The sequence below is a fragment of the Polaromonas sp. Polasp52 genome (genome assembly GCF_059491565.1).
The window spans coordinates 5054126-5070035 of sequence record NZ_CP168513.1 but is presented as its reverse complement, the minus strand read 5'-3'; the positions used below and the strand labels follow the sequence as shown (position 1 = coordinate 5070035).

Here is a 15910-nt window from a genome sequence, read left to right as displayed (position 1 = left end):
CATGGTCTCTATCCATGTCTGTGGCGAAGACAGGACTCGGCAGATCAGAGACTGGACGATTCAATGGAGCGACACGCACCAGTCATTGGCATTGACTTGCCATTTCCCGTCCAATAAATCCTTTACCCGCCCGCTCAGTGATTGCAAGATCGATCCCACCCGGGAGCCGGGTGAGAAGTTTTTTGTAAAGAAAGGCAGTTCGCTCGTCAAGACCATCGAACAGGCGGTGATCTATGGCGAGAAATATGCCGCCATCCGGTACCCAGGAAATCCCAAGACCTACATCCATAAGCTGGATGGTATTGAATTCGTTTCGCAGACGGGGATGAAGGATGAGCCGATATTCCGCTACTTCCTTTCCGTGGCAAAGGCCCGGGTGGACCGCGGGACGTCGACGGATCAAGAACAGATCGCGGCCAATGTCGTGCGTCAACTGGAAAAGTTGCCTGACTGTGTCGGCACTGCCTTGCAAGCCTACTGCGCGGGGATCAATGGCAGGCAAAAACAGTCGGAGCCACTGATCTATCCCTTTGGTGTCAACGAAAGCCAGCTCACTGCGGTTGAACAGGCTTTCAACGCGCAGATCAGCCTGATCGAGGGGCCTCCCGGGACAGGCAAGACGCAGACAATCTTGAACATCATCGCCAATGTCCTTTTGCGCGGCAAAACGGTCGCGGTGCTGTCCAACAACAATGCCGCAGTGAAAAATGTCTATGAAAAACTAGAAAAATCCGGCTTGGATTACTTGGTTGCCCGGCTTGGGAGCAAAGACAACCAAAAGGACTTCTTCGCCAGCATTCCCGCCGTACCGCCAGGTGAGCCCGAGGCTGCTCCCGCAATGGAGGATCTTCAGGCGACTTTGGCGCAGTTGAAGCAGCATCTGCAAGCCCACAACACCGAGGCTCAACTCAAAGCCGAGATCGATGAGCTGGACATAGAACGGCGCTATCTTCTGCAGTGGCAGCAGGAAAATGGAGTGCGGAGCCCTGTGCCTTTGGAAAAATACAGCTTATCCCCGCGAAAAACAGCGGATTTGATGGCCTATCTCTCCCATCTCGCGGAACAGCGCATCAGGCTCAAGGACAGGGTTGAACTGCTGTTTAACTTCAGGATATTCCGAACCAAACCTTTCGGTAATGCGCAAAGGCGCCAGTCCGTCTTTTATGCCTTGCAGATGCACTATTACGACAAGGTGCGGCGAGAGAAGGGCGCGGCCCTGGTCGCATGCCGTGAGTCCTTGGCGCGTGGAAATTTCACGGCATTGCTGGAAAAATTGACGGCGGATTCGATGAGGTATCTGAAACGCCATCTTCAGGAAAATATCCGGGATTCGCAAACCTTCGATGCGCAGACTTACCGACGAGACTTTGATGCGTTTTTAAAGCGTTTTCCGATCATAGGCAGCAGCACGCACTCCATCGTCAACTCGATGGAGGTAGGGGCCATGCTCGACTACGTCATCATCGACGAGGCCTCCCAGCAAGACATTGTCCCGGGAATATTGGCGCTGGGTTGCGCGAAGAATCTGGTCATCGTCGGCGATCGCAGGCAGTTGGCGCACATTCCCGTGAAGCTGGACATGACGGCGCCTGTTGATGAATACGATTGCGAGAAATACAGTCTGCTCGATTCGAGCATCGGTGTTTTCAAGCAGACACTGCCCCGGACCTTGCTGAAAGAGCACTACCGATGCCACCCCAGGATCATTCAGTTCTGCAACCAGCAATTCTATGAGAATGAACTGATTCCGATGAGACAGGATGGTGGCGGAGAACCCTTAAGTCTGCTCGTCACCGCCAAGGGAAACCATACCCGGAAAAACATGAATCTTCGGGAGCTGGACTCGTTGCTCAAGATGCTCGAAGACGAGGGAGAGCCCGCAGAGTTGGGTAGAGACGGCAGAGGCTTTATCGCTCCCTTCAGGGCACAAGTCGTTCTTTCTGATTCACACTTGCCGGCGGATTTTGTGAAAGACACCGTGCACAAGTTTCAGGGCCGGGAGTGCGATGAAATCGTCTTTTCCACCGTGCTGGATAAGAAACGGGAAAACCAGGCCCGGCTGGATTTTGTGGATGACGCACGCATGGTCAATGTGGCGGTGTCGAGGGCCAAGAGCAAATTCACCCTGGTGACGGGCGACGAGGTCTTTGCGGCGAACAATGGACCCGTCGCCGCATTGGTGCGCTATGTCGAGTATTACGCGGATGGAAAACAGGTTCTGCGCGCTCCCGTGGTTTCGGCCTTTGATCTGCTGTACCGGGAGTACGACCAATCCCTGGAGCGGCTCAACGCCAGGTTGAGGCCCGAAGATTCACGGTTCAAGTCCGAGCAGGTCGTGGCGCAGGTGCTGAGGGATGCGATGTCTCGTGCGTCCTACCGGGCGCTGACGTTCCACTCCCAGGTCGCGTTAAATCAGGTCGCCTCCTCGGCCAACACAGCCTTGACAGCGCGAGAGCAGGCGTTCATGAGAAACCGCGCCAGTTGTGATTTTGTGCTCTATTTCAAGGTGGGGAAAACGCCGCTGGGTGTGATCGAAGTCGATGGCGGCTCCCATGACAAGCCGGAACAGGCGGAGCGGGATATGTTGAAAAACAGCATCTTGCGGAAGATCAATATTCCTTTACTTCGCTTGAGGACGGTGGAGAGCCGCATTGAAGATAAGGTTGCCCAGTTTCTCGCCAATTGGGCAAGCTCTGCTTCAAATGTATGAAGTTTCCCCTGAACGGTTCAGCCTTGAGAAAATTCAATGCGAACAGCCATGCAAAGTGCTGCACCTTGGTAACCCTTGACCAGTAGAACCCCAATTCATGTCCGCACAATCCTCATTTCCAGGCTTTGAAGAGGCCAAACCGACCGACCGCCTGTTCCTGGCGCTGTTTCCTCCGCCTGCAATAGCGCTGGAAATCGCGGAGCTTGCCGCCCGGATTCGCGTCGACCATGGCTTGCACGGGCGGCCTCTGGAGGCCGCGCGCTTTCACATCACCCTGAACCACCTGGGCGACTATGCCGGTTTGCCGCCAGATATCGTCAGGCAGGCCGGCGCGGCCGCTGCCGAAGCGACTGCCACGCAGCCCTTCGTCGTCAGCTTTGACCGCGCGGAAAGCTTTGCCAGCATGCCGCGCAACCGTCCGCTGGTGCTGCGCGGCGGTGAGGGCCTATCGGCTCTGATGGCTTTCCACCAGACCTTGGGCATGGCGCTCAGGAAGGCCAAGCTGGGGCAGTGGGCCAAGCCCGGCTATACGCCGCATGTAACCTTGCTGTACGACGACAGCCTGCTGGGCGCTACGCCAGTGCCGCCTGTGGCCTGGACGGTCGGTGAACTCGTGCTGGTCCATAGTTTGCTCGGGCAGACCCGCCATGTTCACTTGGCGCGCTGGCCCTTGCGGCCCTGAGCCTTTTGGGCCGACTGTGCCGGCCGTGCCGGCGGGCCTGGGAAATCCCCGCCGTTTTGGCCTATGCTTCAGCCCATGTACCTGCCGCCCCAATTCAAAGGTGACAGCGCCCAGGCCGCGGCGCTGATCCATGATCACCCCTTCGCCAGCCTGATCAGCGTCGACGACGCGGGCCTGCCCTATGTGACGCACTTGCCGCTGCACCTTGAAATGCGGGGCGAACAGATGGTCTTGCTGGGCCATGTGGCCAAACCCAACCCGCACTGGCGCTACCTGCAGGCAAGGCCCCAGGCCGTCGCGACATTCCTCGGGCCGCATGCCTACCTGTCGCCCAAGGTCTACCCCGACCTGGCGCGGGTGCCGACCTGGAACTACCTGGCCGTGCACTGCACCGTGCAAGCCACACTGGTTGAAGACCCGCTGGCCAAGGACCGCCTGCTCAAAAAACTCATAGGCGACCACGAGCCGCCTTATGCCCAGCAGTGGCGTGACCAGGGCGAGGAGTTCGCCCACAAGATGCTGGCCGGCATCGTGGGCTTTGAGCTGCTGGTGACCGAGCTGCAGTGCAAGCTCAAGATCAACCAGCACAGGCGCGAGGCCCATGCCGCGATGAAGACGATTTACGCCGGCGGCAATGAAAACGAGCGCGCCCTGGCCGGCTGGATGGACCGGCTGGGCATGGCCGCCGGCAATGACACCCCCAAGGAGGTTTGATATGCGCGGTATTTTCAGCATCGTGGGACTGCTGGTCACGTTGGCCATCATCGGTTTGCTGGTCAAAAAACAATTGAGCACCCCGGTGGCTGTGCCTGCGACCGCCGGCATGCCCGCCGTTTCCGCCGACGCCCCGCCGCAGGTGCAAAGCCAGCAAGCGCAGCAGCAGGTCAAGCAGGCCGTGGAGGGCGCCCTGCAGCAGGCGCGCCCCATGCCGGAAGAGAAATAAGGCCGGCGGCAGCCGCTGCCATTTCCATGAGCGACGAGATTTTCATGCAACAGGCGCTTGCCCAGGCGCGCCAGGCTGCCGCCGCGGGCGAAGTGCCGGTGGGCGCGGTGGTGGTGCGGCGCGGCGAGGTCATAGCGACCGGCCGCAATGCGCCGGTGGACGGCCACGACCCTACAGCCCACGCCGAAATCGTGGCCTTGCGCGCCGCGGCGCAGGCGCTGGGCAATTACCGGCTCGAGGACTGCGAACTCTTTGTCACGCTGGAACCCTGTGCCATGTGCAGCGGTGCCATGCTGCACGCGCGGCTCCAGCGTGTGGTGTTCGGCGCGGCGGATCCCAAAACCGGCGCGGCCGGCTCGGTGCTCAACCTGTTTGAGCAGCCGCGCTTGAACCACCAGACCACCTTGCAGGGCGGCGTGCTGGCGCAGGCGTGCGGCGACCTGCTGCAGGCCTTCTTCCGCCAGCGGCGCGCCGACAAGCGCGAAGAGGCCCGGCTGGCACACCCGCTGCGCGAGGACGCGCTGCGCACGCCCGACGCGGCTTTTAACGGCCTGCCGGACTACCCGTGGCCGCCGCGTTACGTCAGCGAGCTGCCCGCGTTGGGCGGGCTGCGCATGCACTACCTGGACGAAGGTGAAGCAGGCGAGGGCGGCCTGACCTGGCTGTGCCTGCACGGCAACCCGGCCTGGAGTTATCTGTACCGCAAGATGATCCCGGTGCTGCTGGAGGCCGGGCATCGTGTGGTCGCGCCCGACCTGGTCGGCTTCGGCAAAAGCGACAAGCCCAAGAAAGACAGCTTCCACAGCTTCAGCACCCATCGCCAGATACTGCTGGAGCTGGTCGAAAGCCTGGACCTGCAAAACGTGGTGCTGGTGGTGCAGGACTGGGGCGGCCTGCTGGGCCTGACGCTGCCCATGGCGGCACCGCAGCGCTACCAGGGTTTGCTGGTCATGAACACCACGCTGGGCACCGGCGATGCGCCGCTGCCCGCGGGTTTTGTGGCCTGGCGCGAGATGTGCGCGAAAAATCCGGAGTTCGACGTGGCACGGCTTTTCGCCCGCGGCAACCCGCAGATGAGCGCTGCCGAGTGTGCGGCCTACAGCGCGCCCTTTCCGGACAAAGGCCACCGTGCGGCCTTGCGCGCCTTCCCGCCCATGGTGCCGGACAGCCCGGAAGCCGACGGCGCCGCCATTTCACGGCAGGCGCGCGGCTTCTGGCAAAACGACTGGACGGGCCGCAGCCTGATGGTGGTGGGCGCGCAGGACCCGGTGCTGGGCCCGCCCGTCATGCATGGCCTGCGGGCCCTGATCCGCGGTTGCGGCGAACCGGTAGTGCTCCAGCAAGCCGGGCATTTTGTGCAGGAACACGGTGAGCCGGTCGCGCGCCAGGCCTTGGCGTTTTTCAGCCCGGCAGTCTGAAGACCGGCAAATGCCAGCCCATGAAGATGGCGCAGATGCGCAGCGCCGCCACGGCGACCAGGCCCGCGCCGAAGGCCCATGAGGGCTTGAGCCCCAGCGCCTTGAGCAGCAGGTAAAGCGTGATGCCGGCGATCGCGGCGCTGGCATAGATGTCCTGGCGCAGCAGCAGCGGCACCTGGTTGCTGCAGATGTCGCGCATCAGGCCGCCTGCCACGCCGGTCATGGTGCCCATCACCACCACGATGATGGGTGACAGCCGCGCGGCTTCGGCCAGCTGCGCGCCCGACAGCGCGAACAGCGCCAGCCCCAGTGCGTCGGCCACCAGCAAGGCCTGCGACGGAATCGGCAGCAGCCGCACATACAGCATGGTGCCCAGGGCTGCCGCGGCAATCACCAGCAGGTAGGCCGGCCTGGCCATCCAGAACACCGGGTGGCGGTTCATCAGCAGGTCGCGCAGGGTGCCGCCGCCTATGGCGGTCAGCGCCGCCAGCACCAGCACGCCCAGCAGGTCGAGCTGCAATCGCCCGGCCGCCAGCGCGCCGCTCACGGCGAAGACGGCAACGCCCAGCAGGTCCAGCACATACAGCATCATGGTGGCCCTGTTTATACCTGCTGCCGTGCCGGCGCGGAAAGCCGCGCCAGCAGTGGGATACTTGCAGCCGTGAAAAAACATATCTACATCTACTCCCCCTCCAGCGCCGTGCGCGACAAAGCCGCTTTCAAGCGCGGCGTGCAGCGCCTCACCGCCCTGGGCCATGAAGTCGAGGTCGACACCGACGCGCTCGCGCGCCACCAGCGTTTCGCCGGCGGCGACGACACCCGGCTGGCGGCCATCCACCGCGCGGCTGCCAGCGGCGCCGACGTGGCCCTGATCTCACGCGGCGGCTACGGCCTGTCGCGCATCCTGCCGGGCATTCCCTACAAGGCCGTCGCCAAGGCCATCGCGGGCGGCACCCGCTTCGTAGGCCTGAGCGACTTCACGGCCTTCCAGATGGCGGTGATGGCCAAGACCGGCGCGGTGACCTGGGCCGGTCCGGCGCTGGGCGAGGATTTCGGCGCCCAGGCGCCGGACGAAATTACCGAAGCCTGTTTCGACGACCTGATCACGGGGCAGGGCGAGGGCACGGGCTGGCAATTGCCCAAACCCGCGGCCGATGCCAAACCGGCCGCCGATTTCATGATCAAGGATGCGGTGCTCTGGGGCGGCAACCTGGCCATGCTGTCCTCGCTGGTGGGCACGCCCTACCTGCCCACGGTCAAGGGCGGCATCCTGTTCATCGAAGACGTCGCCGAGCATCCCTACCGCGTGGAACGCATGCTGACCCAGCTGCTGCATGCCGGCGTGCTGGGCCAGCAAAAAGCCATCGTCTTCGGGCAGTTCACGAATTACGCGCTGGTGCCGCACGACAAGGGCTTCAAGCTGGCGACGGTGATTGCCTGGCTGCAAAGCAAGGTCAAGGCGCGCGTGCTGACGGGACTGCCTTTCGGCCATGTGCCGACCAAGGTGGTGCTGCCGGTGGGCCTGAAAACCACCCTGGCGGTGGAGGGGCGCGACGCCTTTGTGCTCTGGGGCCATCTGCACTGAGCGGGCAGGCCGGCGCGCGGGGCGCCGGCTGCGAGCGGACAAAAATAAACCAGCTAGAAGCTGGTTTAAAAAGTTGCCTTGGAGGCCAGGAAGAAACTGGAGAAACTGAAAAAGAACTAACGAAGGAAAAGCAAGAAAAAGGGGTTCAGGTGGTGAGCGGGCTGGACCGCGAACTCAGTCCGCGCGGCAGCATGCCCTTGAATTTGTCGCTGATGCGGCTGACTTTTTCACGGGCGATGGTCTCACCGTGCATGGCCGCCAGCACCGCCATCACGTCGCCGCGGGTGTACCACAGGCTTTGCACGTCCTGGGCGTAGCGCACGCGGCGGGTAATCTTGGGATAGTGTTTTTCGCCGAATTCGCCGAGTTCGTCGAGAATGAACTGGCGGATGTCCTCGGTGCGGTCTTCCAGTATGGAAGGTGTGACCTCGCCAGAGCCCAGCAAAGCCATGAAGCTGCTTTTCAGATTCGGTTTTAACCAGCGCATGTGTTTCACAACTTTCTACCGGAACATCCGTGGGATATTTGTCCGCGTCCCCGCGGAACGGCGTCTTCTGTTAGATTAAGACGACATCTAAGGATATGCAAGGTGTTTTGTGTGAAATGGTTAACGCAAAACAACAAATGAATCAAGGAGTTAGTAACCAGATGTCAAGTTGATTCTGGTTTTGAACACTGTTTAAATCTTTAGGCCTACAGAGGGATTTTCCCTGTGAGTCGAAAGTCACTCACCCTTTTTTTCGGCATTATTCACCATTTTTTGGGCCTTCCCCTGGCCTTCTTCACGCCTTTTCCGGACCGCCATGAGCACACAAATGACCGTATATCCCGCGCATTACATCAATGGCCAATGGGTCAAGGCCCAGTCTCCCGAAACCCTGCCCGTCCATGATTCCAGCACCGAGGCGCTGATGGCGACGGTGCCCGCCGGCACCGCGGCAGAGGCCGAAGCCGCCGTGCTGGCGGCCCGCGCGGCCTTTGAGGGCTGGGCGGCCCTGCCGGTCGAGACGCGCGCGGCCTACCTCGACAAGGTGGCGGCCGGCGTCAAGGCCCGCACCGAGGACCTAGCCGTGGCGATTGCCCGCGAAGTCGGCATGCCCCTGAAGATGGCCCGTGCCGTCCAGGTGGGCGGCCCGGCCTGGCACTGGGCCAATTTCGCCAAGGTGGCGCGCCAGTTTGAATGGGAAAAGACCGTCGGCAACTCGCTGGTGGTGCGCGAGGCGATCGGCGTGGTCGGCTGCATCACGCCCTGGAATTTCCCGCTGAGCCAGATCACGCTGAAGATCGCCCCGGCCATGGTGGCCGGCTGCACCGTGGTGCTCAAGCCCAGCGAGATCGCGCCGGTCAACGCCATGATCCTGGCCGAGATCATTCACGAGGCGGGCCTGCCGCCCGGCGTGTTCAACCTGGTCAACGGCATGGGCCCGGTGGTGGGCGAGGTGCTGGCCACCCACCCGGAAGTCGATATGGTGAGCTTTACCGGCTCCACCCGCGCCGGCAAGCGCGTCGGTGAGCTGGCCAGCCAGACCATCAAGCGCGTGGCGCTGGAGCTGGGCGGCAAGTCGGCCAGCGTGGTGCTCGACGACGCCAATTTCGAGGCCGCCGTCAAAGGCACGGTTTCGGCCTGCATGCTCAACAGCGGGCAGACCTGCTCAGCCCACACCCGCCTGCTGGTGCCGGCCGGGCGCTACGAAGAGGTCAAGGCCCTGGCCCAGGCCGCCATCGCCAAGTTCAGCATAGGCCCCAGCCTGGAAGAGGGCAGCAAGCTGGGCCCCCTGGTCAGCGCCGGCCAGCGCGACCGCGTGCTGGGATTCATCCGCACCGGCATCGAGGAGGGCGCGGACGTGATCGCCGGCGGCGCCGAGGCGCCCGCTTTCGACAAGGGCTATTTTGTCCAGCCCACCATTCTGGGCATCAAGGCCACCGACACCCTCGCCCAGGAGGAAATCTTCGGCCCGGTGCTGGTGGTCATTCCCTACAAGGACGAGGAAGAGGCCGTGGCGATCGCCAACAGCACCATTTACGGCCTGGGCGGCGCCGTCTGGAGCGGCACCGACGAGCACGCCATGAAAGTCGCGCGCCGCCTGCGCACCGGGCAGGTCGACATCAACGGCGGGCCTTTCAACGGCCAGGCGCCCTTCGGCGGTTACAAACAGTCAGGAAACGGCCGAGAAAACGGCATCTACGGCTTTGAGGAATTCCTGGAATTCAAGGCCATGCAGCTCAAGCCCAGCGCGAGCTGAGTTTTTGCGCCCCGGCCCCGGTTCCGCCCGGCCGGGCAGGTGGCCAGGGCAACGCGCCGGGACGCCTTTGTCATAAGTTCTATGTGCTACTTATGTTTTAATGGCGTCAAAACTACAAGCAGTTACATCGATTTATGGCAGAAGTTACCGTCGTTTTTGCCGATCTCACAGGAAGCACTGGGGTTTTTGAATCACTGGGCAATGCCAAGGCCACACAGGCCATCACGCGACTGACCCAGTGGATAGGCAAGGTCTGCCATGCCTACCGCGGCCACGTCGTGAAATACCTCGGCGACGGCGTGCTGGTGGTGTTTCCCGACAATGCGGACGCCGTCGACGCGGTGACCGAACTGCAGCGGGTCCACCGCGAGCGCATCCGCAACTGGCCCGAGCAGCTCAAGATGCGCCTGCAAGTGGGCGTGGCGCGCGGTGAAATCGTCGAGCAGGACGGCGACTGCTTCGGCGACGCCGTCAACCTGGCCTCGCGCCTGAGCGACCTCTCGGGCCCCGACCAGATCCTGGCCACCGACGCCGTCATCCGGCACTTACCCTCCGACACACTCGTGCGCTCGCGCAGCCTGGGCGCGCTGGAAATCCGCGGCCGCAGCGAGGCCTGCCTGGTGCACCGCATCGAATGGCAGTCCGAGGTCATGTCGGAGTCCTTCACGGTGCCCGCCAGCCTCACGGTGCCGCCGGCGACGCCGCCGGCCGCCGCCCTGGCGCTGATCGAGCTGTGCTGGCTGGACATCAACACCGCCTTCGCCTCGACCGAGCTGCCCATCTTCCTGGGCCGCGACCAGGATGCGCATTTTGTGGTGCAGGACCCGCGCGTGTCCCGCCGGCACGCCCGGATTGAATACCGCGCCGGCAAGTTTTTCCTCGAAGACGTCAGCAGCTACGGCACCTGGGTGCGCTTTTCCGACAACGCAGCGGTGATCGCGTTGCGCCGGCAGGAGTGCGTGCTGCTGCTTGAAGGCGAGATCGCGCTGGGCGCCCCCTTTGAAGATTTCACCGTGCCCACCGTCAGTTTCAAGTTTGCCGACGGCAAAATGCACTTGCAGAAAAAATAGGCCGGGGCCATCCTGCCGGGTGCAGGATATCGAGGCCCGCCACGCGCCGTGGCGCTGCCGCCGGGTGACCTCCCTCCGGCGAACTTACAGGGAACACGATCTTGGTCTGGTTCAAACGGATTTTTGCCGCCCTGGCCGCCTTGCTGCTGCTTGCCGCGGCGGCCTTGGGCATTTATGTGTACCGGGCCAGCCCCGCGCTGGACGGTGAGCTGCGGGCCGCCGGCCTGCGGGATCGCGTGACCCTGGCGCGCGACCCGTCCGACATCACCCACATCAAGGCCCAATCACCGCGCGACGCCTGGTTCGCCCTTGGCTATGTGCACGCCCAGGAACGCGGCTGGCAGCTGGAGTTCAACCGGCGCGCGATGCACGGCGAGCTCTCCGAAGTGTTCGGGCCGGCCACGCTGGACACCGACAAGCTGCTGCGCACGCTGGGCGTGGTGCGCGCCGCCGAACGCCAGTGGCAGGGCCTGCCCGCCGAGGGACGCGAGGCCATGCAGGCTTATAGCGAGGGCATCAATGCCTTTTACGCCGGCTCGCCGCAGGCCTTGTCCCCCGAGTTCCACATCCTGGGCGTCAAGCCCGGCGGCAATTCCGGCACGGCCTGGGCGCCTACCGACAGCCTGGCCTGGTCGCTGATGATGGCGCTGGACCTGGGCGGCAACTGGGGCACCGAATTCGCGCGCCTGTCGGCCGCCCGGGTGCTCAAGACCCCCGAACTCTGGCAGTTGTTCCCGCCTTATCCGGGTGAGCAGCCGGCGTCGAAAGTGGACTTCAGCAAGCTCTACGCCGAGCTCGGCGTGTACCGGGCCGAGCTTCCCGCCACCCAAAAGGTCTCCCGCGGCCCGGACGCCAGCGCGGTCGCCATGGCGCAAGGCATCAACCACTGGGCCGGGGCGCTGGGCGAGGTCGACGGCAAGGGCTCCAACAACTGGGTGGTGGCGGGCTCGCACAGCACCAGCGGCAAACCCCTGCTGGCCAACGACCCGCACCTGGGCCTGTCGGCGCCGGCCATCTGGTACTTCGCGCGCCTGCAGGCGCCCGCCGGCGGAGGTGGTGATGGAGGCCCCGGGCTGGACGTCATAGGCGCGACCTTGCCCGGCCTGCCTTTTGTGGTCCTGGGCCGCACCCAAAAAATGGCCTGGGGATTCACCAACACCGCGCCCGACGTGCAGGACCTGTACCTCGAGCAGATCAATCCCGCCAACCCCGGGCAATACCGCATCCCGGCCGCCGCAGGCACCGCCTGGGCCGACTTCCAGACCCGCCGCGAAACCATCAAGGTCAAGGGCCAGCCCGATGTGCTGCTGGACGTGCGTGAAACCCGCCACGGCCCGGTGCTCAGCGACGTGCAGAAATCGCACGTCGAGCTGCTGGACACCCGCAAATACGTCATCGCGCTGCGCTGGAGCGCGCTGGACGCCGACAACCAGACGGTGCTCGCGGGCCTGCGCATCAACCGCGCCCAGTCCGTGCAGGAACTGGTGGACGCCTTCGCGACGCACCACTCGCCCATGCAAAACGTCGTCGCGGCGGATGTCGCGGGCGGCCTGGCCTTCAAGGCCGCCGGCAAGGTGCCGCTGCGCCGGCCCGACAACGACATTCGCGGCATCGCGCCGTCGCCGGGATGGGACGCCCGCTACGACTGGGCCGGCTGGCTGCCGTACGCGCAAACGCCCGAGGCCGGCCGCGCCGCCATCGAGGCCAAAGGCTGGTGGGCCACGGCCAACCAGCGCATCACGCCGCCGGCTTACCCCTTCTTCATGGGCCAGGACTGGACCGTGCCTTACCGCTACGACCGCATCGAGCACTTGCTGGCGGCCGCGCCAAAGCACGATGTGGCCTCCATGCAAAAAATCCAGGCCGACCTGCTGTCGCCCGCGACGCTCAAGCTGCTGCCTTTCCTGCAAAAAACGCTGGCGCAGCCGGTGAAGCACCCGCTGGCCGAAGCCGCGCGCAAAGCCCTGGCCGGTTTTGACGGCACCATGCGCGCCGACCAGGCCGCGCCGCTGGTGTTTGCCGCCTGGGCCGACGAGCTCACGCGCGGCATCCTGGGTGGCAAGCTGGGCGAGGCGACCTTCAGGCCGCTTTACGGCAAGCGCCATTTCAGGAGCGCACTGGAAGACATCCTGGAGCGCCAGGACGGCAACTGGTGCGGCGCGGCCGGTTGTCAGGCGCAGTCCGAGGCGGCGCTGGCCCGGGCGCTGGACCGCCTGCAGGCGGCTTACGGCGCCGACGTGGGCGGCTGGACCTGGGGCAGGGCGCATCCGGCCTTGTCGGCGCACAAGCCCTTCGGCAACGTCGCCTGGCTCGCGCCCTGGTTTGACGTGCGCGTGCCCACGGGCGGCGACCCGTTCACGGTCAACGTGGGCCAGTACTGGGCCACGGGCGATGCCACGCCTTTTGCCAACCGGCAGGCCGCGTCCCTGCGCGCGGTCTACGACATGGGCGCCCCCGAGAAATCCCTTTTTATCTACCAGACCGGGCAGAGCGGCCTGGTGTTTTCGGGCCGCTACCGCGACATGCGCGATAGCTGGGCCGCCGTGCAATACCGGCCCCTGCGGATGAACCCACCGGCCTTCGCGCACCAGCTCACGCTGACGCCCTGATGGCCCTGAGGCTCAGGCCGGGATCGCGTCCACGTTGAGCCGGTCCCAGTGGCGGTGCTGCGCGATCGCCGCCAGCAAATCCTGCGACACCTGGCCGTCCGTGACCTTGCGCGCATCGGCAATGATGACGCCCGGCGTGGGCTCGCTGACGGCTTCCGGGTCTTTGCCCAGGCTGAAACCCAGGGTGGACAGCAGCTGCGCGCCGTCGTTCACCGCGCAAATCGTCTTGCAGTGCTTGTAGGCCTCCAGCACAAAGTGCACCGCTTCGCCCATGGCGCCCAGCGTGGCGGCGCTCTCGCTGCCGCCGGGTATCAGCACCGCGTCGAACATCACCGAGGGCATGTTGGTGAAAGTGTGGTCCACCGCCAGCTGCCGGCCCGACGAGGTGCTCACGGTGCCCAGGTGCGGCGCCACCAGCTTGCACTGGGCGCCGGCGTCCAGCAGGTCCTGCTGCAGGCGTTTGAGCGCCGCGGCTTCCACGCCGTCGGCCACCAGGATGGCCACCTTGCGCGTCTTGGCGCTGCCGCCCGGTCGCCCAACCATGCGCAGGGCCGGGTCTTCCTCCACCTTGCTGGTGATGCGGTGCTCGCGAAAACCCAGCCGGCCGGCCGCGGCCTTGGGGTCGGGCGGTTTGATGCCCAGGGGCGCGGCCACGCGCGTGGCCAGCTTCAGGTCCACATGGGCCAGGTTGTCCACCATGCGCTGGCGGATCTCGGGCACTTCCACCTTGGAAAGCTCAAAACGAAAGGCTGCCACGATATGGTCTTTCTCCGGCAGGCTCTGGCTGTTCCAGAACAGCTCGGCCTGGGAAAAATGGTCGTCAAACGACGGGCTGCGGCGCCGCAGTTTCGGTGGCTCCAGCTGTTCGGGGTAAGACTGGAAGCCTTGCGCGCCGCCGTCCACCCTGAACTCGGTGCCGTTGCCCAGCGTGTTGGGCTCGTAGGCGACCCGGCCCTTGGCAATGGCCTGGCGGTGCATGCCGTCGCGCTGGAAGTTGTGCATGGGGCAGACCGCGCGGTTGATCGGGATTTCATGGAAGTTGGCGCCGCCCAGGCGCGACAGCTGGGTGTCGGTGTACGAGAACAGCCGGCCCTGCAGCAGCGGGTCGTTGGAAAAGTCTATGCCCGGCACCAGGTGGCCCGGGTGGAAGGCCACCTGCTCGGTTTCAGCGAAAAAATTGTCCGGGTTGCGGTTCAGCACCATCTTGCCTATGGGCTGCACCGGCACCTGCGCCTCGGGAATCAGCTTGGTCGGGTCGAGGATGTCAAAGCCCAGTTCGGCCTCCTTGCCTTCGTCGACGATCTGCACGCCCAGCTCCCACTCCGGGAAGTTGCCGCTTTCAATCGCCTCCCACAGGTCGCGCCTGTGGAAGTCGGGGTCCTTGCCGGCGATCTTCTGCGCCTCGTCCCAGGCCAGGCCGTGCACGCCCAGCTTGGGCTTCCAGTGGAACTTCACAAAAAAGGCGCCGCCCCGGGCATTGATGAAGCGAAAGGCGTGCACCCCAAAGCCCTCCATCATGCGAAAGCTGCGCGGCAAGGCGCGGTCCGACATGGCCCACATCAGCATGTGGGTGGATTCGGGCATCAGCGAGGCGAAGTCCCAGAAGGTGTCGTGGGCGCTGGCCGCCTGCGGCATTTCGTTGTGCGGTTCCGGCTTGACCGCATGGACCAGGTCCGGGAACTTGATCGCGTCCTGGATAAAGAACACCGGGATGTTGTTGCCCACCAGGTCGTAATTGCCTTCGGCGGTGTAGAACTTCACCGCGAAGCCGCGCACGTCGCGCACCGTGTCGGCCGAACCCCGGGAGCCTGCCACGGTGGAAAAGCGCACGAAGACCGGTGTTTCCACATCCGGGTCCTGCAAAAAACCGGCGCTGGTGTACTGCACCATGGACTTGTAGGGCTTGAAATAGCCGTGCGCGCCCGCGCCCCGGGCATGCACCGCGCGCTCCGGAATGCGCTCGTGGTCGAAGTGGGTGATTTTTTCGCGGAGTATGAAGTCCTCCAGCAGGGTCGGGCCGCGCACCCCGGCTTTCAGCGAGTTGTGGTTGTCCGGAATCTGCAGGCCCTGGTTGGTCGTCAGCACCGGGGCGTTGCCCGCGGTGAAGCCTTCCAGCTGGGTCTTCTTGTCTTTGGCGCCATCCGTGGTCCGATGGGGGCTGGCAGTGTTGCGCTTGGAGGGCGGCATGAACATCCTTGTGTCAAAAAAGAGGCTCCGCCTGGGGCCGATGGCCTACAGGCGGATGCGGGAGGGAAGGTGCGCAAACATCGGCCAAGCACCGGCGCCGTGTGGCGGTCAGTTGTCGAGCAGGCCTTCCAGCACTTTGACGGTGGCCAGCAGGCCCAGCGCGGCAATCGTGCCCGCCAGGCACCAGGCCATGAATTCCTGCAGGACTTGCGCGATGCTGTCCGGCAGGGCCATGGACACCAGGAACAGGCCTGCCGCGCAGACCAGCACCGTCAGGAAAGCATGGAGCAGGTCGATATTGCGAGGGTCGGCATGGACTCGCCAGGCGGTCAGCAGCCCCGCGGCCATGCCTGTCAAAAGTCCGGCCATCAGCTTCATGGTGGTGGTTTCCTGTGCTTGGGTGATCGTCACTGGGGTGGTGCATGGACATTACGGGCTCGCGGGCGGCCGGGCGGTAGCCCGA

13 protein-coding genes are annotated in these 15910 nt (G+C 64.2%); 9 read left to right on the top strand and 4 right to left on the bottom strand.

Features of this window, described 5'->3' with window-relative positions; all coding sequences use genetic code 11:
• The first annotated feature begins 1 nt into the window (after position 1).
• From ACEN9P_RS23725 to tadA, 5 genes are all read left to right on the top strand, one after another.
• Positions 2-2710, top strand: a complete 2709-nt coding sequence (locus ACEN9P_RS23725; RefSeq protein ID WP_477701045.1) for an AAA domain-containing protein — start codon at positions 2-4, stop codon at positions 2708-2710.
• A 97-nt stretch (positions 2711-2807) separates the two neighbouring features.
• On the top strand, positions 2808-3392 hold the full coding sequence (locus tag ACEN9P_RS23720) for a 2'-5' RNA ligase family protein (protein ID WP_477663070.1): 585 nt from the start codon (positions 2808-2810) through the stop codon (positions 3390-3392).
• A 75-nt stretch (positions 3393-3467) separates the two neighbouring features.
• Positions 3468-4106, top strand: a complete 639-nt coding sequence (locus ACEN9P_RS23715; protein ID WP_477663088.1) for an FMN-binding negative transcriptional regulator — start codon at positions 3468-3470, stop codon at positions 4104-4106.
• 1 nt (position 4107) lies between these two features.
• Entirely contained in the window at positions 4108-4335 is a 228-nt protein-coding gene (locus tag ACEN9P_RS23710) for a hypothetical protein (RefSeq protein WP_477663071.1), read from the top strand.
• Between the two features lie 26 nt (positions 4336-4361).
• Positions 4362-5753 (top strand): tRNA adenosine(34) deaminase TadA, encoded by a 1392-nt coding sequence (gene tadA, locus ACEN9P_RS23705; RefSeq protein ID WP_477663072.1) that lies wholly within the window; start codon positions 4362-4364, stop codon positions 5751-5753.
• On the opposite strand, the gene ACEN9P_RS23700 is transcribed toward tadA, so the two are convergent.
• Complete coding sequence (locus ACEN9P_RS23700) at positions 5737-6345, bottom strand: trimeric intracellular cation channel family protein (protein WP_477663073.1); 609 nt, start codon at positions 6343-6345, stop codon at positions 5737-5739. The genes tadA and ACEN9P_RS23700 overlap by 17 nt on opposite strands.
• Positions 6346-6414: 69 nt before the next feature.
• On the opposite strand from ACEN9P_RS23700, the gene ACEN9P_RS23695 reads away from it, so the two are divergent.
• Positions 6415-7338 (top strand): LD-carboxypeptidase, encoded by a 924-nt coding sequence (locus ACEN9P_RS23695; protein ID WP_495620664.1) that lies wholly within the window; start codon positions 6415-6417, stop codon positions 7336-7338.
• Between the two features lie 145 nt (positions 7339-7483).
• On the opposite strand, the gene ACEN9P_RS23690 is transcribed toward ACEN9P_RS23695, so the two are convergent.
• The gene (locus ACEN9P_RS23690; protein WP_477701044.1) at positions 7484-7825 is read right to left on the bottom strand and encodes a hypothetical protein; all 342 of its coding nucleotides are present in this window, start codon (positions 7823-7825) and stop codon (positions 7484-7486) included.
• Positions 7826-8153: 328 nt separating this feature from the next.
• Between ACEN9P_RS23690 and ACEN9P_RS23685 the strand changes: the two genes are divergently transcribed.
• From ACEN9P_RS23685 to ACEN9P_RS23675, 3 genes are all read left to right on the top strand, one after another.
• Positions 8154-9581, top strand: coding sequence for an aldehyde dehydrogenase family protein (locus tag ACEN9P_RS23685; protein WP_495620663.1), 1428 nt, complete (start codon positions 8154-8156; stop codon positions 9579-9581).
• 134 nt (positions 9582-9715) lie between these two features.
• Complete coding sequence (locus tag ACEN9P_RS23680) at positions 9716-10651, top strand: FHA domain-containing protein (RefSeq protein ID WP_477663077.1); 936 nt, start codon at positions 9716-9718, stop codon at positions 10649-10651.
• A 101-nt stretch (positions 10652-10752) separates the two neighbouring features.
• On the top strand, positions 10753-13260 hold the full coding sequence (locus ACEN9P_RS23675; RefSeq protein ID WP_495620662.1) for a penicillin acylase family protein: 2508 nt from the start codon (positions 10753-10755) through the stop codon (positions 13258-13260).
• A 12-nt stretch (positions 13261-13272) separates the two neighbouring features.
• Here ACEN9P_RS23675 and ACEN9P_RS23670 read toward each other — a convergent pair whose 3' ends face one another.
• Positions 13273-15447 carry a catalase gene (locus ACEN9P_RS23670; protein ID WP_495620661.1) on the bottom strand — a complete coding sequence of 725 codons (2175 nt, stop codon included), beginning with the start codon at positions 15445-15447 and terminating at the stop codon, positions 13273-13275.
• 108 nt (positions 15448-15555) lie between these two features.
• Positions 15556-15858 (bottom strand): hypothetical protein, encoded by a 303-nt coding sequence (locus ACEN9P_RS23665; protein ID WP_477663080.1) that lies wholly within the window; start codon positions 15856-15858, stop codon positions 15556-15558.
• Between the last annotated feature and the right edge of the window lie 52 nt (positions 15859-15910).

Excerpts from the sequence above, each read along its gene's own strand:
- ACEN9P_RS23725 (WP_477701045.1), top strand. The coding sequence starts at position 2 with ATGGTCTCTATCCATGTCTGTGGCGAAGACAGGACTCGGCAGATCAGA.
- ACEN9P_RS23720 (WP_477663070.1), top strand. The coding sequence starts at position 2,808 with ATGTCCGCACAATCCTCATTTCCAGGCTTTGAAGAGGCCAAACCGACC.
- ACEN9P_RS23715 (WP_477663088.1), top strand. The coding sequence starts at position 3,468 with ATGTACCTGCCGCCCCAATTCAAAGGTGACAGCGCCCAGGCCGCGGCG.
- ACEN9P_RS23710 (WP_477663071.1), top strand. The coding sequence starts at position 4,108 with ATGCGCGGTATTTTCAGCATCGTGGGACTGCTGGTCACGTTGGCCATC.
- tadA (WP_477663072.1), top strand. The coding sequence starts at position 4,362 with ATGAGCGACGAGATTTTCATGCAACAGGCGCTTGCCCAGGCGCGCCAG.
- ACEN9P_RS23700 (WP_477663073.1), bottom strand. The coding sequence starts at position 6,345 with ATGATGCTGTATGTGCTGGACCTGCTGGGCGTTGCCGTCTTCGCCGTG.
- ACEN9P_RS23690 (WP_477701044.1), bottom strand. The coding sequence starts at position 7,825 with ATGCGCTGGTTAAAACCGAATCTGAAAAGCAGCTTCATGGCTTTGCTG.
- ACEN9P_RS23685 (WP_495620663.1), top strand. The coding sequence starts at position 8,154 with ATGACCGTATATCCCGCGCATTACATCAATGGCCAATGGGTCAAGGCC.
- ACEN9P_RS23680 (WP_477663077.1), top strand. The coding sequence starts at position 9,716 with ATGGCAGAAGTTACCGTCGTTTTTGCCGATCTCACAGGAAGCACTGGG.
- ACEN9P_RS23670 (WP_495620661.1), bottom strand. The coding sequence starts at position 15,447 with ATGCCGCCCTCCAAGCGCAACACTGCCAGCCCCCATCGGACCACGGAT.